This is a genomic window from Microbulbifer sp. VAAF005, from assembly GCF_030012985.1.
GTDB lineage: Bacteria > Pseudomonadota > Gammaproteobacteria > Pseudomonadales > Cellvibrionaceae > Microbulbifer.
Genome location: NZ_CP120233.1, coordinates 1,701,851 through 1,726,047, shown reverse-complemented (window position 1 = coordinate 1,726,047; position 24,197 = coordinate 1,701,851). Strand labels below are relative to the sequence as shown.

General features: G+C 49.0%; 24 protein-coding genes. 18 read left to right on the top strand and 6 right to left on the bottom strand.

Going from position 1 to position 24,197, the window contains the following annotated elements:
* Window positions 1–20: 20 nt before the first annotated feature.
* The 13 genes from P0078_RS07665 to P0078_RS07605 all read left to right on the top strand — a co-directional run bounded on the left by P0078_RS07665 (window position 21) and on the right by P0078_RS07605 (window position 12,620).
* Window positions 21–401, top strand: a complete 381-nt coding sequence (locus tag P0078_RS07665; protein WP_152454488.1) for an iron-sulfur cluster assembly scaffold protein — start codon at window positions 21–23, stop codon at window positions 399–401.
* Window positions 398–1,579 carry a cysteine desulfurase family protein gene (locus P0078_RS07660; RefSeq protein ID WP_152454487.1) on the top strand — a complete coding sequence of 394 codons (1,182 nt, stop codon included), beginning with the start codon at window positions 398–400 and terminating at the stop codon, window positions 1,577–1,579. The genes P0078_RS07665 and P0078_RS07660 overlap by 4 nt, the downstream gene beginning before the upstream one ends.
* A gap of 12 nt (window positions 1,580–1,591) precedes the next feature.
* On the top strand, window positions 1,592–3,301 hold the full coding sequence (locus P0078_RS07655; RefSeq protein WP_152454486.1) for a fatty acyl-AMP ligase: 1,710 nt from the start codon (window positions 1,592–1,594) through the stop codon (window positions 3,299–3,301).
* A 21-nt stretch (window positions 3,302–3,322) separates the two neighbouring features.
* Window positions 3,323–3,595, top strand: coding sequence for an acyl carrier protein (locus P0078_RS07650; protein WP_216646255.1), 273 nt, complete (start codon window positions 3,323–3,325; stop codon window positions 3,593–3,595).
* Window positions 3,595–4,662 (top strand): flavin-containing monooxygenase, encoded by a 1,068-nt coding sequence (locus P0078_RS07645; RefSeq protein ID WP_152454485.1) that lies wholly within the window; start codon window positions 3,595–3,597, stop codon window positions 4,660–4,662. Before P0078_RS07650 ends, P0078_RS07645 begins: the two co-directional genes overlap by 1 nt.
* Entirely contained in the window at window positions 4,659–7,004 is a 2,346-nt protein-coding gene (locus tag P0078_RS07640; RefSeq protein WP_152454484.1) for an efflux RND transporter permease subunit, read from the top strand. Before P0078_RS07645 ends, P0078_RS07640 begins: the two co-directional genes overlap by 4 nt.
* Window positions 6,994–7,791, top strand: a complete 798-nt coding sequence (locus tag P0078_RS07635; protein WP_152454483.1) for an outer membrane lipoprotein-sorting protein — start codon at window positions 6,994–6,996, stop codon at window positions 7,789–7,791. The genes P0078_RS07640 and P0078_RS07635 overlap by 11 nt, the downstream gene beginning before the upstream one ends.
* Window positions 7,792–7,795: 4 nt before the next feature.
* Entirely contained in the window at window positions 7,796–8,983 is a 1,188-nt protein-coding gene (locus P0078_RS07630) for a hypothetical protein (RefSeq protein WP_152454482.1), read from the top strand.
* 54 nt (window positions 8,984–9,037) lie between these two features.
* Window positions 9,038–9,751, top strand: a complete 714-nt coding sequence (locus P0078_RS07625) for a 4'-phosphopantetheinyl transferase family protein (protein WP_172975418.1) — start codon at window positions 9,038–9,040, stop codon at window positions 9,749–9,751.
* A gap of 67 nt (window positions 9,752–9,818) precedes the next feature.
* Window positions 9,819–10,511: a MaoC family dehydratase gene (locus tag P0078_RS07620; protein ID WP_282933835.1), complete on the top strand. Its 693-nt coding sequence runs from the start codon at window positions 9,819–9,821 to the stop codon at window positions 10,509–10,511.
* A 322-nt stretch (window positions 10,512–10,833) separates the two neighbouring features.
* A complete protein-coding gene (locus P0078_RS07615; RefSeq protein ID WP_282933834.1) occupies window positions 10,834–11,142 on the top strand; it encodes a transposase in 309 nt (102 codons plus the stop codon).
* Between the two features lie 8 nt (window positions 11,143–11,150).
* Window positions 11,151–11,996: an IS3 family transposase gene (locus P0078_RS07610; protein WP_282933833.1), complete on the top strand. Its 846-nt coding sequence runs from the start codon at window positions 11,151–11,153 to the stop codon at window positions 11,994–11,996.
* Window positions 11,997–12,434: 438 nt separating this feature from the next.
* Window positions 12,435–12,620 carry a hypothetical protein gene (locus P0078_RS07605; RefSeq protein ID WP_282933832.1) on the top strand — a complete coding sequence of 62 codons (186 nt, stop codon included), beginning with the start codon at window positions 12,435–12,437 and terminating at the stop codon, window positions 12,618–12,620.
* 122 nt (window positions 12,621–12,742) lie between these two features.
* Here the strand turns inward: P0078_RS07605 and P0078_RS07600 are convergent, their stop codons facing one another.
* Complete coding sequence (locus tag P0078_RS07600; protein WP_108734168.1) at window positions 12,743–13,012, bottom strand: YMGG-like glycine zipper-containing protein; 270 nt, start codon at window positions 13,010–13,012, stop codon at window positions 12,743–12,745.
* 148 nt (window positions 13,013–13,160) lie between these two features.
* Here P0078_RS07600 and P0078_RS07595 point away from each other — a divergent pair, with 148 nt between their 5' ends.
* The gene (locus P0078_RS07595; RefSeq protein WP_282933831.1) at window positions 13,161–13,370 is read left to right on the top strand and encodes a DUF3820 family protein; all 210 of its coding nucleotides are present in this window, start codon (window positions 13,161–13,163) and stop codon (window positions 13,368–13,370) included.
* Between the two features lie 368 nt (window positions 13,371–13,738).
* On the opposite strand, the gene P0078_RS07590 is transcribed toward P0078_RS07595, so the two are convergent.
* The 5 genes from P0078_RS07590 to gltA form a co-directional block, all read right to left on the bottom strand.
* Window positions 13,739–14,287, bottom strand: coding sequence for a Tll0287-like domain-containing protein (locus P0078_RS07590; protein ID WP_282933830.1), 549 nt, complete (start codon window positions 14,285–14,287; stop codon window positions 13,739–13,741).
* Window positions 14,288–14,298: 11 nt separating this feature from the next.
* Complete coding sequence (locus tag P0078_RS07585; protein ID WP_282933829.1) at window positions 14,299–15,651, bottom strand: cytochrome c3 family protein; 1,353 nt, start codon at window positions 15,649–15,651, stop codon at window positions 14,299–14,301.
* Entirely contained in the window at window positions 15,652–17,679 is a 2,028-nt protein-coding gene (locus P0078_RS07580) for an FAD-dependent oxidoreductase (protein WP_282933828.1), read from the bottom strand.
* Window positions 17,680–18,177: 498 nt separating this feature from the next.
* Window positions 18,178–18,714: a hemerythrin domain-containing protein gene (locus P0078_RS07575; RefSeq protein ID WP_282933827.1), complete on the bottom strand. Its 537-nt coding sequence runs from the start codon at window positions 18,712–18,714 to the stop codon at window positions 18,178–18,180.
* 318 nt (window positions 18,715–19,032) lie between these two features.
* Complete coding sequence (gene gltA / locus P0078_RS07570) at window positions 19,033–20,322, bottom strand: citrate synthase (RefSeq protein WP_282933826.1); 1,290 nt, start codon at window positions 20,320–20,322, stop codon at window positions 19,033–19,035.
* A gap of 439 nt (window positions 20,323–20,761) precedes the next feature.
* Between gltA and sdhC the strand changes: the two genes are divergently transcribed.
* The 4 genes from sdhC to P0078_RS07550 are packed head-to-tail and all read left to right on the top strand — an operon-like array spanning window position 20,762 to window position 23,998.
* Complete coding sequence (sdhC, locus tag P0078_RS07565) at window positions 20,762–21,136, top strand: succinate dehydrogenase, cytochrome b556 subunit (protein ID WP_282933825.1); 375 nt, start codon at window positions 20,762–20,764, stop codon at window positions 21,134–21,136.
* Window positions 21,130–21,498 carry a succinate dehydrogenase, hydrophobic membrane anchor protein gene (sdhD, locus tag P0078_RS07560; RefSeq protein ID WP_282933824.1) on the top strand — a complete coding sequence of 123 codons (369 nt, stop codon included), beginning with the start codon at window positions 21,130–21,132 and terminating at the stop codon, window positions 21,496–21,498. Before sdhC ends, sdhD begins: the two co-directional genes overlap by 7 nt.
* 3 nt (window positions 21,499–21,501) lie before the next feature.
* Complete coding sequence (sdhA, locus tag P0078_RS07555) at window positions 21,502–23,274, top strand: succinate dehydrogenase flavoprotein subunit (protein WP_282933823.1); 1,773 nt, start codon at window positions 21,502–21,504, stop codon at window positions 23,272–23,274.
* Window positions 23,275–23,293: 19 nt separating this feature from the next.
* Window positions 23,294–23,998, top strand: a complete 705-nt coding sequence (locus P0078_RS07550) for a succinate dehydrogenase iron-sulfur subunit (RefSeq protein WP_282933822.1) — start codon at window positions 23,294–23,296, stop codon at window positions 23,996–23,998.
* Window positions 23,999–24,197: the final 199 nt, after the last annotated feature.

The window sequence follows — 24,197 nt, the reverse complement described above, 5'->3', positions numbered from 1 at the left end:
GTCCAAGATGGAGCTACAACATGTACAACGACATCATCATTGACAACTTTTCCGACCCGGCTCATGTCGGTGATATCAACGAACCCAATTACGAATATGAAATTGGCAATCCAGTATGTGGAGATCGGATTCGCGTTCAGATCAACATCACCAATGGACTGATTGACAGTGCTCGCTTTAGAGCTTGGGGCTGCGCTACTTCGGTGGCGACGGCCAACATTTTCTGTGCCTCGCTTGAGGGGTTGGCACCGGAACAGCTTGCCGGGAGAACAAGTAGCGAAATAGAAGGCATGCTTGGTGAACTAGAGCCATCACAACACCATTGTGTTGAGATTTTGCAGCAGCTTCATCATAGGTTGCTGAGCTTAGTTGGCAAAGATTGTCGGGAGGTGATGCCATGACAAATGCTCACTCGATTGAGGGTTACTTCGACTACAACGCCACAACCCCGGTGTCGGAGGCTGTAGCTACGGCTATGTCCTCTGCGCTTCGGCTCTTTGCTAATCCATCGGGGCGTACGCTTCCTTCGACCAGTAATCGTGAGCTAATCCAGCGAGCAAAGACCCATGTCGCTAGCCTACTGGGTACCGCGCCGGAAAAAGTTTTCTTTACCTCCGGCGGTTCTGAAGCCAATAACTGGGCTATTAAAGGAAGCCTGATGAACGACCTGGGTAGGGCCGGCCATATCCTAACCACGGCGATTGAGCACCCTTCAGTTCTAGAAACTATCCGATACTGCGCCCACCAATTCGGATTCGAAGTCACCTGCTTGAAGCCGGGACCGAGTGGCGCCGTCAGTTTTGAGGCTGTCGCTGAAGCTATCCGGCCTGACACCAGATTGATTTCCATGATGTATGCGAACAATGAAACCGGCGTTATTCAACCTGTGGATCAGGTGGCAAGGCTGACCCGCTCCCGAGGCATTCCGTTCCATGTCGACGCAGTGCAAGCAGTAGGTAAGCGGCCTCTTGATGTCGAGGCATTAGGTGCTGATTTTGTTTCTTTTTCCGCACACAAATTCTATGGTCCCAAGGGTATTGGCGGCCTATATATCCAGAATATAGATCGCATATCTCCCTTGATTCATGGTGGTGGACAAGAGATGGCAATGCGCTCTGGTACCGAGAATTTGGTCGCTATCGCCGGACTCGGTGAGGCTGCTGACGAATGTCGCAGGGAGCTTGAGTACTGGGATCATCACTGTCTGAAGTGCAAACAGCACTTGATCGAACAGCTTGGCAAATCCTCTATCGAAACACATATCAATGGTGCTAGTCATTATGAGGGGGCGATTTCCAATACCTTAAACCTATCGATTCCAGGCATTCGGGGTGAGGCGCTTGCTCTGTTAATGGAAAAGAAAGATGGGATTGTGGTGTCGATTGGCTCTGCATGCAGTAACAACAAGACCCGTCAACTATCGCCTGTATTACAAGGAATGGGGCTAAGTGATGAAGAAATACAAAGTGCGATCAGGATTAGCTTCGGCCGCTTTACCAGCCTTGATGATATAGATCGTTTTGTTGATTCATTGCAGCGGTGCGTGGCACAGCTCAAAAGCATGAGCTTTAAAGGGTGAGGAGTTGGGCTCATGACGGATAAGATTTTTCCAGCTCAGCGCTTCATGGATCAGTTCGCCCGACACGTGGTTAATGAGCCTAGCCGTACCGCCTGCGTATTCCAGCCTCATGGGCCTGATAGTGCTCTATCGCTGAGTTACGGTGAACTGAATCAGCAGGTACTGGAACGGGCCCGACTGTTAGTCGAGCGCGGATATAGAGGCCAGCCGCTTGCTCTGCTTTTCCCTGCTGGTCTTGATTTTGTGGTCAACTTCCTCGCCTGCCTCGCGGCTGGCGTCATTGCTGTACCCCTGAACCTGAGTCGCAATGCTCAGCAATTAGAGCGCACTGTTCGTATTCTTGGTGATGCAAAGACCAAAGCCATTCTGACGACCGCTGAGACTCGTGAACAGCTATTTGAGCAATTAGCAGAATTACCGGCGATTAATTTGGGCGACCAGGCCTGGATTGATGAGCAGCAGGTTGGTGCTGCTAAAGATGTAGAGTTACCTCTTCCGGCTCCAGATGAGTTGGCGTTTGTTCAGTACACCTCAGGCTCTACTGATCTACCCAAAGGTGTGATGGTAAGTCACGCCAACATTATCGATAACCAATTGGCTATCCAGCAGGCGTGTGGCCACCGCGAAGGTGTAATTGCTGGCGGCTGGCTGCCACAGTTCCACGATATGGGACTGATAGGCCATATGCTGCAGCCATTGTTCCTTGGTGGTACCTACGTCTTCATGCCACCGATGAAGTTCGTTCAGCGTCCACGCCGGTGGTTAGAATTGATATCTCACTATCGAATTCATAGCTCTGCTGCACCTAATTTTGGCTATGAGCACTGCATCAAGTTCATAGGTGAGCGAGAGGACTTATCGGGATTAGACCTGAGTTGCTGGAAGGTGGCTTTGAATGGCTCTGAGCCTGTCAGCGCCGACACTATGAGGATATTTGCTGAACGTTTCCAGCCTTACGGTTTTTCCTCTACTGCTTTCTTTCCCTGCTACGGCATGGCTGAAACCACTTTGTTTGTCTCTGGAGGACCGAAAGGCGTAGGCATTGAAACCCTGGCTTTCGATCCCGCAGCATTTGACTCTGGTCGACTGCAATCTACTGGTGAGGGGCGTCAAGTGGTTAGCTGCGGTCGTATCACGCCAAGGATGATTTTGAAGGTTGTTGATCCGGAGAGTGGCCGGCTAGCAGATGAGGGTTGTATTGGTGAGATATGGATTAGTGGTGCCTCAATAGCACAAGGTTATCTTAACAACCTTGAGATTAGTAAGCAGCAATTCGGTGCTCGTATATCGCCCTGCGACGGTCATTATTACCTCAAAACCGGGGACATGGGCTTCGTCCGTGACAATAAGTTGTATATCACCGGGCGGATTAAGGAAATGTTAATCCTGCGCGGCCGCAACCTTTATCCATACGATATTGAACGTACCTGTAGTGACCATCCTGATGCGGCAGGCAATAACGGAGCCTCGGTTTTCACTGTGGATAGCAATGGCCAAAACCGACTGGCAGCCATTGTTGAGATTCGCCGCCACGCCTTTCTTAACCGAAACCACGATGAACTCCGACAGGAGCTGCGTGAGGCAGTGATGTTGGCACATGATGTCGCCCTCGACCAGCTTTTGCTGGTCAAGCCTGGCGGTATTCCGAAAACCACCAGCGGCAAAGTTCGTAGGACTGCCTGCAGGGATCTGATTGCAGCCGAAGAGGCGCAGCTCGCATGAACCGTTGATAGGAAATATAAGATGACGAATGAATTTAGAATGAAAAACCTGGTGGAACAGATCACAGATTTTATCGCTGCTAAGACACCAGAATTTTCGATTGATAAGCACAGTGACACCTCTTTCTCAAGTCTAGGTCTAGACTCGGCAGACCATGTCCAGCTATCGACTATGGTGGAGGACCACCTCTCTGTTGACATCGATCCGACGCTAGCCTTCGACTACCCAACGATTAACGCTCTTGTGGCACATCTCGAAAAGAATTTTTCAAGAACAGCTTTGGAGCGCAGTTGATGTCGCGACTTGATTGCATAGTTATCGGTGGAGGCCAGTTCGGTCTTCACACCGCACGAATGCTGCAGCAGGCTGATCTCAACTACCTTCTGCTTGAACGGGATAGTATTGGCGACGTTTGGCGTAACCGGCTCGAAGGTATGAAGCTATTCACTTCACGTCAATTCTGTGCCCTGCCAGGACTAGCCTTTCCGGGCGATCCTGAGGGCTTCCCGACTACAGTAGAAATAGCTGATTATTTGGTCAGCTATGCAGGCCACTTTGATCTTCAGGTTCGAGAAGGCTGTGAAGTTGTTGGTCTCGATCGCCTTTCGAACGGCAGTTTTCAGGTCGACCTTGCCGACGGCACGTCTCTGCTCGCCACCAGTATCGTCAATGCAACTGGTGCTAATCAGATACCCCAGGTGCCGGCGATAAGTTCCCAACTTGCTGGAGAGGTGCAGCAACTAGACGGTAGTCTCGCCTCAACCGATGTCATTTCTGATGGCCACACTGTTGCCGTTATTGGGGATGGTGCTACTGGGCGTCAGATCGTGGACCGGCTAGCGGGACGTTGCAATGTGTTTTTGGCCACGGGTTCCCCACGTGGCCTGCCTCCCAACCGTTTGTTCGGACGTGATATTTTTTGGTGGCTTGATCGCTTGCGTATCCTTTCCGCCGATAAGAACAGCCTCATCGCGAAGATATTAAAAAAGCGTAACCCTGTCCCCTGTGGTGAATACAACAATAGACGGCTGAAGGCTAAAGGCGTAAAGATTGTTGGCCGTGCTTTGGAGTGCTCTGGCCGTCAAATCCGTTTCGACTCCGTCGGTTGGCATGACATAGATACAGTGATTTGGGCAACAGGCTATTGCGACCGAACGAGCTGGCTAAAGTTGCCGCACTGTGTCGATGAGAGGGGCTTCATTGAAAACTATGGAAGGACTCCAGAGCCTGGGCTTTTCTTAGTGGGACGTAAATGGCTTAGTTGTCGAGCGTCGGAGCTGGTAATGGGGGTTGAGAAGGATGTAGAGCGAGTAATGGTGCCGCTGCGAGCCTTTTTATCCGAAAGGAAAGAAATACCTTGAACAAAAATATAAAGACCGATTGGATCATTCGCTCTGGCGCCAGTAAGTGGCTATTAGCGCTGGTGCTGTTGCTCACATTGATGTCGGCTGTTGGCCTAAAACGGATGGGGCTGGCCAGTGATTATCGCGTTTTCTTCGATGATAACGATCGTGACCTACTGCGCTTGGAGCAGATGCAAGATACTTATAGCACGACTGATAACGTGTTCATCATGATTGAACCGGTGGATGACAACATCTACAACCAGCGTACTCTGAGCCTTATACATGAAATGACACGCGCGTTGTGGCGGACGGCCCATGTCTCTCGAGTAGATTCGCTAACGAACTTCCCCTATAGCTCTGCTGAAGACGATGATATTTTGATTGAGGAGTTCGTCTACGAGCTTGACGAATTGACGCCGCAAAGGATCGCCTTTATTGAAACTGCCGCTAGTAGTGAGAGGGACTTGGTTGGCAATTTGGTTAGTAAGAACGGACGATTTACCGCGATCAATGCGACCATTCGGTTGCCAGGGTTAGACCATAAGGCCGAAGTGCTAGCCGTTACCGGTGCTGTCGATGAATTGATTAAGTCATTCAAGATGGAATATCCGGATCATCGTTTTTTTGTCACCGGTGTGGTGGAGATGAACGGTGCCTTTTTCCAGGCGGCAAAAAAAGACTTCATCACGCTGATACCGTTGATGATCCTTTTTGTGCTGGTCAGCGCTGCTCTAATTCTCGGATCACCTGCTGCAGGTGGCGCTATTTTGACGGTAGTAGTGTTGGCACTGCTAGGGTCTTTGGGTCTAGCTGGTTGGCTCGGTATTCAATTGTCTGCGCCATCAGTATCGGCTCCAATCATCATGTTCACGGTGATAGTAGCGTCGGCCATCCACATCCTCAGCTATATTCAGCGCCAGATACGCAGTGGTGTTTCTCGTGAAGAAGCAGTCTTGCAATCCTACCGGCGCAATCTCAAGCCGATTGCGGTGAGCCATGTCACTACTATTATCGGTTTTCTGGCGATGAATTTCAGTGACTCACCGCCGTTTCGAGATCTTGGCAATATAGTTGCCTTAGGTGTGCTCTTCTCGCTACTTTTGTCGTTGACGGTTCTACCACAGCTTCTGCTGCGTATTCGTTTTTCAACGCGGGAAACAGGTGCCAACCGACTGATTAATCGCATGGCTTTGTTGTCAGGCTGGGTTATCGCTTACCGCCAGCGGATATTGTGGCTAATGCTACCTTTGTCCCTATGCGTCGCTGCACTCAGTCCATTGAATCAATTAAACGATGATTTAATCCGCTATTTTGATGAGTCGCAGCCCTTCCGTGCTGATTCTGAACGTATCGATCGCCACTTTTCTGGTATTTATACAATCGATTACTCGCTCTCGGTACCAGAGCAGAACGGTATGTTTCAGCCAGAGTTTTTACAGTTTCTTGATACATTCGATGACTGGCTACATGAGCAGCCAGAAGTTTTTACAACTGCAAGCCCCCTGCACCGAATCAAGGATCTTAACCGTTTGATGAATGGTGGTGATGAGGACTCTTACCGGTTACCTGGCGATACAATTACCGCTGCACAGCAGTTCCTGCTATACGAGATGTCGTTGCCGTTTGGTCGTGATGTGACCCATCAGGTGAATTTGAATAAATCCTCGGTGAAACTGACTGCACGATTAAAGAATCTAAGCTCGGTGGGCTTAATTGCTTTTGAAAAACGGGTCGAAGAGTGGTTATTGCAAAACCAACCTCGCTCCATTGATATCTATCACAGCAGTCCCGCAGTGATTTTTTCCCACATTGGTCAATCAAATATTGTAAGTCTCCTTGAAGGTGCCTCGCTAGCGTTTGTGGTGATTTCATTGACGTTGATGCTGGTATTCCGCTCACTCGATATTGGTCTATTGAGCTTGGTTCCAAACCTGCTTCCAGTCGCGGCAGCATTTGGATTTTGGTATCTCGTTAATGGTCAAATCTCAATGGGGCTGGCTGGGGTGTCGGCAATGGCGATCGGCATAATCGTCGATGATACAGTTCACTTCCTCTATCAGTATGTCAACGGTCTAAAGCGGGGGCTCAGTCCTGAAGATAGCGTAAGCGAAACCATTAGTAAGACTATGGGTGGGATCGTGATTAGCTCAATGCTGCTAGTGATAGGCTTCCTTCTATTGTCGACCTCGGCGTTCGAGAAAAATGCCCAGATGGGTATGCTCACGGGGATGTCTATTGTGTTGGCATTGGTGTTTGACTTGATATTACTACCGGCCTTGGTTCTAACCTTTATGCGCAGGACACGTACGTCGAACCTGCAATTTCGTACCGACAAGGAACTAAATAATGCGAACTGATTACCGTCTCCTCCTTCCAGTGACAATACTTTGTGGCCTAATCGGTTTGCCGGTTCAAGGCGCTGCTAGCGATGTTAGAAAGGGGCGGGAGGTCGCAGTGGCAGTGGATAACCGTGATCTTGGTTACGGCGACAGTGTTGCCGAATTGACGATGATTCTACGCAACAGGGCCGGAGATGAAACTCGACGTGAACTGCAGATCAGCTCACTTGAGAGTCACGAGGGTGGAGACAAATCGTTAATCCGCTTCAATTTTCCTGCCGATATCCGGGGCACGGCGCTTCTAACGCATCCGCAGTTAGAGGATACCGATAAGCAGTGGTTATATTTGCCTGCCTATTCCCGTATTAAGAGGATCTCATCTCGCAATAAGAGTGGTGCGTTCGTCGGTAGTGAGTTTTCGTTCGAGGACTTGTCTGATAAGGCGGTCGACGATTTCCGCTATACCTACGTGAGAGAGGAATCATGCGAAGATGGTGCCCTGGTTTGTGACGTAATTGACCGAGTGCCAGAAGACTCTCACTCTGCATATAGCCGGCAGCGGGTCTGGGTTGATCAGAGTGCTCGACGTATCTTCCGTATAGACTATTTCGACCGTAAGGAAACGCTGCTCAAGACTTTTTCCGCAAGGGATTTTCGCCTCTACGACGATCGTTATTGGAGGCCCATGGAGGTGGTTATGCATAATCAGCAGAGTGGAAACGTAACGATCTTAAGCTATAGCCGCATCGAGTTTGGTACCGGTCTCTCAGTTGCGAATTTCCATCGCAATACACTCCGGGATTAAGGGTATGGGGGTCTTGCGTTTAGCGTTTTGGGTGCAGCTGTGTCTAAGCCTTACCATTATGCCGGTCCTCGCAGAGGTCAAGGTTGACAAGTATTCTGTTGATATCGCGGCCACGGCTCGTATATTTGCAGAAGAGGAGTCGCTGGCCATTGATGATAGCTACCGCTTCGGACCGGGGCTGGAAATTGAAGCAAATGCTGAGGGGGATATTGGTGATACTGGCTATAAGCTGCGGTTGTTTGGTAGCTGGGATAAGCAGGATGGGGAGCGTCGTTATGCCGATATCCGCCAAGCCAGCCTTCACTGGCGCCGTGATCAGTTATCGCTGAATCTTGGTGTTAGCACTTTCTTTTGGGGCGTTTCTGAATCTCTGAATATAGTCAATGTACTTAATCAGGCTGACTTGCGCCAAGCTATCGACGGAAAGGAAAAGATGGGGCAGACCTTCGCATCTTTAGGTCTGCGTTTTGATAACGGCGAACTATCGATATTCTATCTGCCAACTTTTCGTGAGCGAGAATTTCCAGAGCGCCCGTCATTCGGACTACCGATTTCGGACCGGGCACTTTTTGAAAGCTCGAATAGAGGTGGAGATGTTGCTCTGCGAGGCCATTTTTACGCTGGTGATTTAGAAACAGGGATCGGTTACTTCAGAGGCACTAGGCGGGCGCCACTACTGGTAAGGCCTAGCCCTTCAGCGACGATGTTGACTCCCTTTTACATCGAAACCGAGAATTTTTTACTGGACACACTTTATCTCCTCGGCGACACGACCTTGAAGTTGGAAGCGAAAACTGGTCGCGAACTGGAGCAAGGTTTCTTTGCTGCAAACGTTGGCCTTGAGCACCCGATTTATTCGCTACCGGATAGTATGCAAGATCTGTCCTTGATCGCCGAATATCTAATCGACGATAGGGATGAGCAAGCTGAAACATTAGGTCAGAACGATCTCTTTGTCGGCCTTAGAGCTAGCTTCGGTGATACCGGTGACAGCGAATTTCGAGGGGTCATAAGTTATGACTTCGATAGTCATGGCAACTACCTCGACTTAGGCTTAGAACACCGTCTGAGCGATTATTTTAGAATCGAAACTCGGGCGTTTTTATTCCTCAATGTGGGCCGCAGTGATACTTGGCTGTATCCAGTACGGGATGAGGATTTTATCGAGTTTAAGTTGCATTATTCTTTTTGAGCGGACCCTATGAAGACTGGAGTTAACAGGGATATAGGTCTTTGGATTGCTACCGTGAAGGAGTTTGAAACTCTAATCGAGCATGATCCGCAAACTGTCTTCACCACAGTTAGCGAGGCTGAGCAGAAAAGATATAGTGGGATTGTTAATCGAGCGGCGGGCCTACATTTTCTGCTTGGTCGTTACCTATTGCGTTATGTTTTATCCGCTAAAAGTGGCGTAAGTATTTTGCCGGCAGATTGGGAAATTTTCCCTGATGAGCAAGGCAGGCCTAGAGTTTTAAACCAAAGTGTGGCCCCAATAAAATTTAGTATTTCTCATGCTAGTGGTGTGGTCGCGATTGCGCTTAGCTCTACCGTTGATCCAGGTATAGATCTGGAGCCCCTTGCTCGTGAACTGGGCTCAGGTCTAAATTTCAGGCATTTACTTAGTCCAGAGCAATATGACCAGGTAATGACTATCCCAAGCACTGCTCACTGTGAATTGTTAACAAGGGTTTGGTGCATTAAAGAGTCTGTGTCCAAAGTGTGTGGTTTGGGGCTTCGACTGCCTTTTTCTACGATCGAGTTTGATCTTGTATCTTTGCTTAACTCGCAACCAGCCACGTGGCTTGAGTGTAAGGTAAGAGAAATGGGGAGCTTTTGGTTTAACCTTTGCACGTTGGCGCAACGCTATTGGCTTTGTGTAGCGATGGAGTCGCCGGCGTTGTCGCCTTTGGGTCGATTGGAAACAAACCATTTTAACCTACTCAGCCGCAAGGCGTTTTAGAAACAAGACGTGGAGTTGGAAGTAGCTGCCGCACAAAATTAATTTTAGGTCCAGTTACGCTGCTTCAATGTCATTAATACAGGATGAGATGATGGACGTGCTCGAGTACATCAGGGAAAAGGAAAGGTTGCTTAGGGCTCGGATTAACAATTTGGACCTCAAAAGCACCCATGATAATCACCTGCATCAGTTGTCCTATTACATCAGTAACTTGCTTAAAAATTCATGGACTTCGAAAGCTGGGCCGGTTGTTGATCCTGCTACCAATCGTGAATTACAAGTCATTAAGAACCCTAAGGCCATCGCTTTCTACCAAGACTGGCAAGCACGTATTGGTCAGCAGATATATATTGGGCGCTGGATTGTAGTTGACCAGTCGCGCATTGACAGTTTTGCCGAAGTAACTGGAGACCGCCAGTGGATTCATATTGATCCAGAACGAGCAAGGGCTGAATCGCCGTTTGGAGGCACAATTGCCCACGGCTTTTTGGTCCTATCGCTAATTCCCGAGCTCACCGATGCTGTCAATCCGGAAAAACCGCCTTACCCTGAAGCTAGAATGATTATAAACTGCGGCCTTGAACAGGTGCGTTTTCCTTATCCAGTTAAGACTGGCAATCGTATCCGAGCTCGTACGACTTTAAAGTCCCTGGTGCCATCGAAGCGTAGTGTGGAAATGATCAATCATATTGAGGTAGAGGTTGAAGGTTCAGGTCGCCTGGTTTGTGTTGCGGATAGTGTGCTGAAACTTTACTTCTGAATTCAAAATGCACGCGCACCCTCCCGGCACTTACTAATTATCATAGGCAAACTGGGAGGAGAGTAATTCTCGATTGATCGCTCTTGCAAGAGCGCAGAATTAGCCATCTCTGGATAGAGATATGAACCTTGAGTATCTGTGATTATCGAAAGGTGTATTCCTGCTATCTGATAGGGAATTTCAGAGGCTATGGGGGCTGGGGTTTATTAATTTCCCTGGTTAAGTAGGGAAATGCAGCTGGGGGCGGCGTTAGACGTAAGACTTACCCACGTTTAGTAGACACCCTGTATAGTTAGGTTTAGGCCTAACACGGAGGTGTATCATGGGTAAGAAAAGAACTCAGGCGTATACGGAGGAGTTCCGCAGAGAAGCAGTTAAGAGAGCGGAAAAGGCTGGAGCAACAACGGCTTCTGTGGCGCGAGAGCTAGGCGTCAGCGCACAGCAGATCTACAACTGGCGTCGTCAATTTAATCGACTGTCTGATAAGCAGTTCAATAGTTTAGACGGTGTCGACTATTCCAAACAGGAAAGCGCTGAAGTTCGCAAACTCAAGAAGGAGCTGCATGAAGCTCGTCAGGAGGTTGAGTTTCTAAAAAAGGCAGCTGCGTACTTTGCGAACCACCAAGAGTAAAGTACGCATTGATACAAGAGCATGTAGGGTCATTCCCGGTTAGCTTGATGTGTCGGTGTTTAGAAGTCTCAAGATCGGGTTATTATCGATGGCGGGGGCGATTGCCATCTGCTCGCACGATTAGAGAGATACGAACAATCGAGAAAATCCGAGAGACGTTTGTTGAGTTTAAAGGTCGTTATGGCGCGCCTAGAATTGCTTGCGAGCTTCAAGAGTTAGGTGAGCCATGCTCGCGGAACTACGTCGCTAAGCTTATGCAACAGGAACATATTAAAGCGAGAAACGGCAAAGGCTTTCGATATAGTCAGCCCGTAGAGGGGAGCATTAACGTCTCCGCCAACTTACTTAAGCGTTGCTTTGATGTGGATCGACCAAATTGCCGCTGGACCAGTGACATTACGTATATCTGGGTTCTGGATAGGTGGCTATACCTCGCGGTAGTTATGGATCTGTACTCTCGACGTATTGTAGGTTGGGCATTCGACTCGCAGATGACCGATGAATTGACACGTCGAGCATTGAAAATGGCCCTAGAGCGACGACCAATAAAGCCTGGACTGCTAGTTCACTCTGACAGGGGTGTGCAATATCGATCGCAGAAATACCAGGATCTCTTGTCCGAAAGCAAGTGCAAGCCGAGTATGAGTCGCCAGGCTAACTGTTGGGATAATGCGGCAATGGAATCATTCTTTAGCAGGCTAAAAGTCGAGCTGGTCTATGCCGGAACATTCGAAAGCGAAGAGCAAGCAAAATCTGAGGTGTTTGAATACATTGAGATTTTCTACAATAGAGTTCGTAGGCACTCTGCATTGGGCTATGTAAGTCCAGCAGAGTATGAGCGAAAATACGCATAGTTAGAGTGTCTACTTTTTGTGGGCAAGACCAACGTGTCTTTACCACCTAGATAACTCTTTTATTTCTGACCTTTCTGACTGAGCGCTCCATTGCCGAGGATTAGTGGCTGCGTTGCTACAAATCTAGATGGATTCCATCAAAGATCGGGTGGTTCACTTGTAATGATGAGGTATGAGCGCTAGATTTGTAACCAACCAATAAGCAAATAAATAGAAAGAATTTTTTTAATAAAGATTTTTTTGGTATGCTATATCTAATTTTTTCTTTTTTTAGGATAAAATTGTCGGTATGTGTGTGTAATTTGAAGCAACTTACCTCTTCATTTATCTCACCTGTTTGATACCCCAAAGGTACATTTAGGCTCTTGAAGTGATTAGTGTTCAAACTTTATTGTTCCAAAATAAAATTAGTGTTCAAACTTTATTGTGCGAGAACAAATGGGAGATGTTATTCCTTTTAAAAGAAAAACCGCTTGGCAAAAGCACAAGGGCAGCACCCTGTGCAGGGAAGGTTTTCATAAATGGAAAGTGGTCACCGAGCGCAAGTTTGACGTAAAGCAGGGAAAGTTGGTTACTGAATATTGCTGTGAACGGTGCGGCAAAACGAAAACGAAGCTTGTGTAAATTCTGCCTTATAGAAATCAGTTTTGGTGGGAGCTGACTTCCTTACTTGGTTCAGTAGTGCGAGTACTGAAATAAAATAGCACTCGCACTATATTAATTAGCTACTGAAAATAAACCGTAAATTAATAACGATAGTAGCGACCGCGATAACGATAGTAATCTCTGCGCTTTCTTTCCCTATCATAGAGGTAGCCTGCACCGGCACCAATAACCGCACCTGCGGCAGTGCCACCGGGGCGCCCGCCACTAATCAAGGCACCTGTTACTGCGCCTATACCGACACCGGTGCCGATTCGGCGATCGGTATCACTCATATTGGCGCAGCCCGTACCTCCAAGGCTTGCAGTCAATACTGCGGCCAAGCTGAGATATTTGATAGCTTTGATACGCATAGACACCTCTGTTACTGGAAGGTTGAGGTATAAAGAGTCGGCGCAGGCCAACTATTTCGGAGCCAGTGTAGAGTCCGCATGAACTGGCAACAAATCCAAATTGGGAGTTTCATTCCCTTTTTTTGTCAATATTTAGGTGGTTGTTAAGTTGTTCGAAAAACAAGACTTGGTAGAACTGGCTCGACTCAAAATGCCATTTGGAAAATACTCGGGCCGGGTTTTAATAGATTTGCCTGAGGAGTACCTGCTTTGGTTCGCAAAAAAGGGGTTTCCAGAGGGGCGTCTAGGACAGTTGATGGCATTAGCCTTAGAGATAAAAGTAGAGGGGTTGCAGGGGCTTATTGATCCTCTGCGCTGACCTTTTAGTAGGTTTTCTCAGTATTGCAATCACCTTGGTCGGTTTGCTCTGCGGGACTTTGACATTAATATAGTAATGCCTAGGTGTGCTTTGCGGAGCGAAGCCCAAGAAAAAGCGGGCCGTAATGGAGACTGGACTGACCCGGAAATAGGCCCACAGCGGGTAACCACTGGTCTGAATGATTTCAGCGAGGTAGTAGCGGGAGTAGAGCCAGTCAGCTTAAAAGAGGGAGCGGTCGAAACGAATTCGGCCGCCACTCTTTTACATTATTCTAAACTCAGTTCTCACCGACTAATATCCGCCGGCAATATTTTGTGAGAGAGTTGCCCGACCCGAAAGTCGGACGCAGTTATTTACTAACTAACTGATCAGAGCGGGATTCGGATAACAACACCACCCATAGTGTGGCCCAGCTCAAAGTCAGTGCGCGGGCTGTCTACGTGATCGTTGTGACAGCTCACACAAGCAGGTGAAACACCTACGTCCGCATATACTGCAGTGAAGTATTCGGTATCACCTAGTTTTTCGCGGCCGTAAAAGTTTTTCCCTGGATTGTCGATTACGTACTGCAAGCCCTCTTTTTCCATCTCAGTACGCGGTTTGTTTTGTTTGTTGATTGGCCACAGGGAGAGCAGGGCATAGTTAAAGCCAGATTCATTTTCGGCAACACGTTCAGCTCCCATACGCATCATCTGCGCGGGAAGTGGTAGCAATTTCTTATCTTGCCAGTGCTCATCAGCGTCAAGGATTTTCTCCTCGTTCTGCAGGCGGTTTACAACCTTGTTGGTGTAGTTGGCCCTGTCTGCCTCGATAACGGCAAAGATGGCATCCGCCATTCGCTCCGGAGCAACTCCCTGGTTTTTCTCACAGCCCGTGAGCAGTGCCAGTCCAGCGATAATACAAGCGGCAATACGCATATTTTCCCCTCCTATTGGGATTGATTTTGCTTGTTTTTGCTTTTGGTAATCCTTGCAATACGCTCGCGGATCAGCTCGAAGGTTTCATGCTTCTCTGCGGGTTTATGCTTGAAATTATTGTTAATTAGAGTTTTGTCAGCCAGGGCAGCAAGGGAGAATTCGGCTCCATGACAGCTCAGGCAAACGGGCATCATTTTTTCATTGGGGCGAAGGTTATGATTTTGATTATGGTTAACTACAACCTGTTCGCCATGGGTTTCCCGTGGTAAATGGCAGCTGGCACAGCTTACGCCACCCTCTGGGTTTGAATTCCAGGTATCGAAATGAGGGGACTCTTTGTAAGAGAGACTGTGCTCGTCACTGTGACAACCCAGGCAAGCCTCTACAGCGGCAAATTGCAGATTTACTTCATGGGGCCCGTGACAACTGACACAGCTCAATTCATCCGTTGCGCTGCTATTCATGGGAAGGCGGGCCTGTTGCGGGGAGATGGCGCCGACCTGCTGGATAAAGCCCTCTTCCAGCTTGTTGGACATGCGCATTCCATGTTTTCCTTGAGTGAAGGACTCTTTTTGATCGCTGTGGCAACTAGCACATTGCTCGACAATCTCAACGCTACTGAATTGCATTTGCCCATCGACGTGACAGCTGCTGCAGTTCACCTCTGTTTGTGCGTGAATACTCTGTGCCCAGACCGTTGCGATTTCTGCAGTCTGGCTAGAGCTGCTAATGTCTGCCTCGCTAACTTTCAAAGGGGCTTTATCTGAATGCTCATTTAGCCAGGACTGAACTGCTGTACGAGCGGGAAGTTTTGCAGTTTCCAATAGATCAGGTTGATCAACATGGGCGATAAGGAAGTCTTCATAGAGCGAGCCATTATCGTGATAGTTGTGGCAGCCCGCACTTGCGCAGGTTTCAAATCCCAGGTCTTTGTGACTACTGCGCTCTTCGGCAATATCGCTGTGGCAGTGAAAGCAAAAGTCGCCCGCCAGGGTTACGCCCATCTCTCCGGTGATCTGTGGTTTGTGCTCAGTGTGACAACTTACACATAGCCGGGCGTCAAGAGTTTCTAGAAGTACAGCATTGCGTGGATCTAAAAATTTCTGCCGGGGGTGTGAGTCGTCTACAAGCTCCAGTTCTTCCGCATGGCAATTCAGGCAAGCTTGCTGAACAGCATCCTCACCAGCAAAGCCATCGGTATGGCAGGAAGTACAAGCCAGCTCAATCTGGTGGTGACCGTGCGTAGCATCTCCACTGATAAATAGAGATTTATCGTCAACATTAAGGTTGTATGCCACCGCAGAGCCGATAGCCAGCGTTAGCAATACACCGTAATGCCAGAATTTAAATTGATATGATTTCATCTAGAAGTAATAAACCGCAAAAATATGGTAGGCGAGAAGGACCGGTAAGGCCCAGAGCAGGGCATAGTGAACTCGGGACCACCATTTTCGGTGTTCGCGAAGTTTCAGGTCAGTCCAATGGTGGTTGCGCGCCATAAAAACGCCGACGAGAGAACCAGTTGCGGTTGCAGTTAGAAATACCAGCATTAATGCCAAGTTCAGATTTTCACCAAGGCGGAAGCCAGAATGTACAGCGAGTGTAATTAGAGCGATTAACCCTGTAACGCTGTGTGCATACCGCCAGTGATCGACATGCCCAAGGCTAAGCCTCTTCCAGCGTTTTCTGATACTGAGAGCGGCAGTAAACAGGCACATAGCAAGAATGGTATAGCCCGTAATCTGCTTCCAAAAATTGTCATACCAGAGTTTTTCCCAGAAAAGTGCCGTTTGCACTGAGGAGGAAACCGGAGTTGGTGGCATCAGGAAGGCGAGCGAAATCAGAATTAGTGAGAGTATTGAAGTGATCAATATCCCCTTTGAATGACGCATTACCAAGTTTGGGGCTGGAGTATCTAAAAGTTCCGCCATTAGAGGGCGGCAACTACCACAAACTGACCCGGCAGTTGTTGCCTGCTGCAACTCATTTAAATTGCGCTTACCGTCGGAAATAGCTTTGCATAATTCCCCTTTGGTGACAGAATTGCACTGACAAACCAAATAACTATCGGGAAAATCTTTGATGCTATTGCCGGATTTTTTGGCAAATACTCGCCCTTCGCTTTCAAAGTCTTTCAGTGCGCGCAGAGAAATTTTTTGTTCTTGTGCTACTGTCTGGCGCAATTCATTGGCTTCGTCCCAGCTGCCGATATAAATGGCCCCGACAACATATTCGCCCTTGATAAATAAACGCCGATAAATTCCCTTGAAGCGATTCCGATAGATGTAGCTTTTTACGCCTTCTAACTGATCGATATTCTCCGGTGTTACTTCCCCCATAATTCCGCAGGGAATATGGGCAATTTTCAGCTGGATATCGGTATAACTTCCGGAGTAAGGTTGAGCCGAAAGGCTTCTATTGTGATTGCGGTGAATATGCGAACAGCAACTTTCTGCTTGCTCGTATCCCGGCCGAACAAGCTGGTAAACTTTTTGATCAAATTCAGCACACTCTCCTACAGCATAAATATCTGGATCGGAAGTTTGCATCCATTCATTGACTACGATTCCGCGCTCAGTAGATAGACCGCATTGTTCGGCCAGGCTAATTTCCGGCTTAATTCCCGTGCACAATACGATAGCGTCAACGGGAAGTTTTTCTCCACTGGCAAAAGTGAGTATGCGCTTGCTATCATTTTCCTCAATGGTTTCTAGCGAGTCTGATATCTTTAGCTCGACACCCAGTGCGGTGAGTGCTGATTTAAGAAACTCTTCACCTTCCTCTCCTAAGAGGCCACTGAGTAAGTGACCTCTAGATTGCAAAGTGACATTATTTTTTGGTGTTTTCAATGCTGTAGCAGCTTCAAGCCCCAGAGCACCGGCACCAATAACACAGACATCAGCATTTTGCTCTCTTAAGGTGAGCAGGTCATTGGTATTTCGCAAGCTTCGAAAAGGGTACACACCCGACAGATCTGCGCCTTGAATATTTGGAATAATCGGGTTTGACCCGGTAGCAATTATGAGCTTGGAATATGGCTGTACATTTCCTGCAGCATCAGTAACTGTCTTTTGCGATCGATCGATCGAAACGATTTTGCGATCAATATATTCGGCAAGCCGATGGTCACTTTGGCTGAGAATAGGGTTATTAAGCTCCTCCAGCTCAACATGGCTTGATAAATACTGAGAAAGTTTTACTCGGTTGTAGGGAGATTCTGTTTCCGCTCCATAGATAACAATTTGAGCTTCGTCACAGAATTCCAGCAGTTTTTGTGCGCAGCGCACACCCACTGGACCCGTACCGATAATCACATAAATTGGGTAACTACTGTCACTGGTATGAATACCACTTGGTAGTTGCTCGGCAAGTGTGCCGTCTAGCTCAGTCATACCTCCCCCGACTGCTTTGGTTTTTCTATCGGTCTTTGTATTTTTTAACTTGTTAGCCAGATAGCTTACAAACTTTCTTAGACCAATATCCCACTCTGTATTGTTTTTTTGAATTCTAATTCCTATATGTTTAAACAAAATTAAATAAACGTCTAGTGCCGATTGAGTGATGACGATAGAGAATTGGACGTAAAGCGAGGTTAGTTCGGAAAATTTGAATGGACTTAACTTGAGTGCGCAGCTTTGGTTTCCTTTCGGGGTGGCCGAAAGCCTTTTGCCCCAATGCGGTGCTTTAAGTTTTATTTAGCTGCAAAAATTGCGGGATGGTAGGAGAGACTCTTTGGTCTAAGGTTAGGTGCTCGGAGTTCAAAAGCATGCGGCCCCGTCCTTGTGGGCTGCGGACTTAAAAATAGTATGCCTATTGTAAAGAACTGTTTCTTACTGGCATTTCTAGGTTAAATATCTCACCACTCCTGATAAAAAAACTAATAGTTGCTTTTAGGAGGGTTGATAAAGGACGTAGAGTTCTTTTTCTTCAAGGGCTGTGCGACGGGTCAAAGCTTCCCCAATTTTCTGGTAATCCATTTTGAAATCGCGAACCATTTCCGAGGTGAAGGCTTCATGGTTGTAGCGCTTACAAAATTGCACAACAGCATTTGCAATCTCGTTCATATCAGTACGGAAATCTTTAACTACCTGCAGGGTGTGGGCGTCGCCAGCCAGGGCCTGCTCTAGATAAACATAAAAGCGTACATTTTCCTTGATCAGGTGAGCTTGAAAGCCAGACTTAAATTGGGTCAACAGCTGCGATAACTGGCGATAGTTTTGTTTCTCGTAACCTTCTGACCACATACGCTGAAAAATACTGATCAGGGTACGGTGATCATCTTCGAGTGCTTTGATTAAGTTGGGGTCATAAGAGATGGTGCGGGTACCTTTAGTTCCTGCATAGGAGCTGCGAGTGTATTTTTCTTCGAGATCCGCCGCATCTTCTGTTTTGTTACTCCGGAACATTCCAGAAATAAAACTAAGCATGAATTTAGTCCCAGTAATTTTTAAAGGTTTGTTATGAGGTCTGATCGCTCCGCGAAGTTGGGGGTAACTTAAAGAAAGCAAAGCTATTTGGGTCCCAGCGGGCGTGGCGGATTTTACATTGGATGACAATGGGTTTGACCGCAATGGGGGGTTAAAGGCGGGTAAAATTTGCAAAGTGAGACTTGTGTCACGCTTAAGCTATTTGCTTTTGTAATTTTACCGGAATGCAGTTGATTAACTTGAGAATAATTGGGTGGAATTTTACTGCCAGCCTAATAAAAAACCCGGCGTAGCCGGGTTTTTTGCTGGAGGCTAGCGTTAGCGTTGCTCGAGCGGTACATAATCGCGCTGCGGATAGCCAGTATACAGTTGGCGAGGGCGGCCAATTTTGTACGGGTTGGAAATCATTTCATTCCAATGTGCGATCCAGCCTGAGGTGCGGCCAGTGGCGAAAATTACAGTGAACATATCGGTGGGAATACCAATAGCCTTCATAATAATGCCGGAGTAAAAATCTACATTCGGGTAGAGTTTCTTCTCTACGAAGTAGTCGTCCTCGAGGGCGATTTTCTCCAGTTTCTTGGCGATCTTCAGTAGAGGATCATTTTCCGCACCCATAGCACCCAGAACTTCATCGCAGATGCCCTGCATTACGCGAGAGCGAGGGTCAAAGTTCTTGTAGACGCGGTGACCGAAGCCCATCAGGCGGAAGGGGTCATTTTTATCCTTGGCGCGCTGTACGAATTCGTCTATGCGGCTTTCATCGCCAATTTCCTGCAGCATGTTCAGTACCGCTTCATTAGCGCCGCCGTGAGCGGGTCCCCACAAAGTGGCAATGCCGGAAGAGATGCAGGCGAAGGGGTTGGCGCCAGAAGAGCCGGCCAGGCGAACAGTGGAGGTGGACGCATTCTGCTCGTGGTCGGCGTGCAGCAGGAAGATGATATCCATTGCCTTGGCGACAATCGGGTCTATCTTGCTGGGCTCACAGGGATTGCCAAACATCATGTGTAGGAAGTTCTCGGAGTAGCTGAGGCTATTGTCCGGATACATGAAGGGCATGCCTTGGGAGTGCTTGTAGCACATGGCAGCCAGAGTTGGCATCTTGGCAATCAGGCGGTGGGCGGAAATCTCGCGGTGCTCTGGGTTGGTGATATCCAAAGAGTCGTGATAGAAGGAGGCGAGGGCACCCACTACGCCGCACATCATTGCCATTGGGTGGGCATCGTAACGGAAGCCTTTAAAGAAATTCACCAGGGATTCATGAACCATGGTGTGAGACATAATAGTGTCTACATACTTCTTCTTTTCTTCTGCATTCGGCAGTTCGCCATTCATCAGCAGGTAGCAGGTTTCCAGGTAGTCGGATTTTTCTGCCAGTTGCTCGATGGGGTAGCCGCGGTGCAGCAGTTGGCCTTTGCCGCCATCAATAAAGGTGATCTTGGAATCACAAGAGGCGGTAGATACGAAGCCCGGGTCGTAAGTGAATAAGCCTTTGCCGGTCAGACCGCCGACATCGATCACATCGGGGCCGAGGGTGCCGGAGCGAACGGGCATCTCAAGAGCGCCGTCGATACCATCGACTGTGAGGTGCGCTTTTTTATCGGACATTGCGGACTCCTAAAAATGTTCTTTTGCCGGCCTTTTCCCGCTATTTTCGGGTGCTGGCGGCCTTTTGAGCGGGGCCAAACTTAAGTGCCGCGCCGCAAATTGTCAAACCAAAAGGAGTGGACGGCCAGTCTATTGGCGGCAGGATATCCGGTTCCGCCTCGCACCAGTAGATTATTTGTCTAGATAATACACAGTAATGTCTAAGGAAATCCCGCAGTTCCCGATTTACTGCGTGATAGTAGTGGGAACCCAGTGTAATCGCAGGCGTTCGTTGTGTTTTGACTAGTGAATGCCTATAATCCGCGCGGCTTGCGCCATGGTACGGCTACTTTGTATAAGGCTTAATCAGATCGAGTGCAAAGTAATTAGCAAGCAGCTCGTCCCTCCATTGAAAAGCTAACGGGCGCCCGGTCGTTCAGGGCAACAAGGTGTTTTTCCTGTGAACAAAAACAGACCTGTCAATTTAGACATTTCCACTATAAAGCTTCCCGCTACCGCTGTGGTTTCCATTTTGCATCGTATTTCCGGTGTAGTGCTCTTCGTTGTTGTTGCACTACTGCTGTGGATGCTCGATGTCAGTTTGGAATCCGAGCAGGGATTCGCCGAAATTGCAGCGGTATTTAACAGTATCCCTGCCAAGCTCATTCTCTGGGCATCGCTGGCGGCACTTATCTACCACATTCTGGCAGGTGTTCGTCATCTGTTTATGGATATGGGAGTAGGTGAAAGTCTCGAAGGCGGCCGTCGCAGCGCTGTGTCAGTGCTGGTGCTGGCTGTAATCCTTATTCTTCTGGCGGGAGTATGGTTGTGGTAAAAACAGTAACAAGCTTTGGCCGTAGCGGTACTTTCGATTGGCTCTACCAGAGAGTCACTGCGGTAATATTGCTCGCCTATACCCTCTTTATAGTGGGTTTTATCTTTTTTAGTAAGGACTTCGGCTACCAGGCCTGGTCCGAACTGTTCGCCCAGCGCTGGATGCGTGTTTTCAGCCTGGTTGCCTTGCTGTCCACCATTATTCACGCCTGGATTGGCCTCTGGTCCGTGGTAACTGACTACATCACCAACCGGATGATGGGCGGTAAAGCCACTGTTCTGCGCTTGTTCGTAGAAGTGATTCTGGCTGCCGTTGCCGTGTTATACGCGGTGTGGGGCATTGAAATTCTTTGGGGTGTATAAGCAATGGCGAACATGCGTACTATTTCATTTGACGGGATTGTAATTGGTGGAGGCGGTGCCGGTATGCGCGCTGCCCTGCAAATGGCTCAGTCCGGCTATAAAACTGCGGTTATTACCAAGGTATTCCCGACTCGTTCTCACACAGTATCTGCCCAGGGTGGCATTACCTGTGCAATTGCCAGTTCAGATCCCAACGATGATTGGCGCTGGCATATGTACGATACCGTTAAGGGTTCCGACTATATCGGTGACCAGGACGCTATTGAATATATGTGTTCCGTAGGTCCGGAAGCGGTATTTGAGCTGGAGCACATGGGCCTGCCTTTCTCCCGTACTGAGGAAGGTCGTATTTATCAGCGCCCCTTCGGTGGTCAGTCTAAAGATTTCGGCCGCGGTGGCCAGGCTGCACGTACTTGTGCTGCTGCTGACCGTACCGGCCATGCACTGCTGCACACCCTCTATCAAAACAACGTTAAGCACAAAACCGAATTCCTGAACGAATGGTTTGCGATTGACCTGGTGAAGAACCAGGACGGTGCTGTTGTCGGTGTGATCGCCATGTGCATCGAAGATGGCGAAGTGGTTTATATCAAATCCAAAGCGACTGTATTCGCTACCGGCGGTGCCGGTCGTATCTTCGCTTCCACCACCAACGCACACATCAATACCGGTGACGGTGTCGGTATGGCCCTGCGTGCTGGCATGCCGGTCCAGGATATTGAGATGTGGCAGTTCCACCCCACTGGTATTTACGGTGCCGGTGTACTCGTGACCGAAGGTTGTCGCGGTGAGGGTGGCTACCTGATCAATAAAGATGGTGAGCGTTTTATGGAGCGCTATGCGCCCAACGCCAAAGACCTCGCTTCCCGCGACGTTGTGGCTCGCTCTATGGTTCTCGAGATTCTCGACGGCCGCGGCTGTGGCCCGGAAGGCGATCACGTATTCCTGAAGCTTGATCACCTGGGTGAAGAGCTGCTCAACAGCCGTCTGCCCGGTATCTGTGAACTGTCCAAGACCTTCGCTCACGCCGACCCAGTTAAGGTGCCGATCCCGGTAGTACCTACCTGTCACTATATGATGGGTGGTATTCCCACCAACGTTCACGGTCAGGCTCTGACCCAGGACGCTGCGGGTAACGATCAGATTGTTGATGGCTTCTACGCCTGTGGCGAAGTTGCCTGTGTGTCCGTACACGGAGCCAACCGCTTAGGCGGTAACTCCCTGCTAGACCTGGTGGTATTCGGTCGCGCTTCCGGTCTGTTTATTGAGAAGTCCCTGCGCGAAGGTATCGAGCACCGCGAAGCTTCCGAGTCTGATCTCGAAGCCGCTATGGCCCGCCTGAATCACCTGGAAACCAATGAGAAGGGTGAGAAGGCTGCCGACCTGCGCAAAGAGCTGCAGGGCGTGATGCAGAACCACTTCGGCGTATTCCGTCGCGGCGACTTTATGGCCGAAGGTGTGAAGAAGCTTGCAGATCTGCGCGAGCGTATTGAAAATGTGCGCCTCGAAGACAAGAGCCGTGCGTTTAACACCGCCCGTGTTGAAGCGCTGGAGCTGCAAAACTTACTGGAAGTTGCCGAGGCCACTGCAGTTGCTGCAGAGACCCGCACTGAAAGCCGCGGTGCTCACGCCCGTGAGGACTTCCAGGAGCGCGATGATGAAAACTGGCTGTGCCACTCTATGTATTTCCCCACGGAAAAACGTGTTGGCAAGCGTGCAGTAAACTTCGCGCCTAACACTATGGAAGCCTTTGAACCGAAAGCTCGGACTTACTGATTCGGGAGCGGAATAGAGTATGTTGAAAGTAAGCATTTACCGTTACAACCCGGAAACCGACAAAGCGCCTTATATGCAGGACTATGAACTGGACACCAAGGGCAAGGACCTGATGGTGTTGGACGTTCTGGAACTGCTGAAAGCCGAAGATCAGACCTTGTCTTTCCGTCGTTCCTGCCGTGAGGGCGTTTGTGGCTCCGATGGTATGAATATTTCCGGTCGCAATGGTCTGGCGTGCACTACGCCACTGTCTGAAGCTGCCCCCAAGGGTAAACTGGTTCTGCGTCCGCTGCCGGGCCTGCCTGTTATCCGCGACCTGGTTGTGGATATGGAGCAGTTCTACGAGCAGTACAAGAAGATTGAACCGTACCTGCAAAACGATACTCCGGCTCCGGCCATCGAGCGTCTGCAGTCTCCGGAAGATCGCGAAAAGCTCGACGGTCTGTACGAGTGTATCCTGTGCGCCTGCTGTTCCACTTCCTGTCCGTCTTTCTGGTGGAATCCGGACAAGTTCATCGGCCCAGCTGGTTTGTTGCAGGCTTACCGCTTCCTGGCAGATAGCCGCGACCTGGCTACTGATGAGCGCCTGTCAAATCTGGATGACCCCTTCAGCGTATTCCGTTGTCACGGTATTCAAAACTGTGTCAATGTTTGCCCGAAAGGACTGAATCCGACGCGCGCGATCGGCCATATCCGCAATATGCTGCTGACCCGCGCCGTGTAGGGGATACTGCGGCCGGTTATCGGCCCGCTGGGGTTCGCGCTCTGCGAACCCGGTGCCAGGTAGGGTGCCAAGCAAACGACAAAAAGCCGGTTCTAACCGGTAAAAAACTGAAAAGGGGAGGTGGCTTTGTGCGCCTCCCCTTTTGTGAGTGAAAGGAAAGCGCAGTGGCTCAAGAGAAATAAGCACACTGCAATTGAGG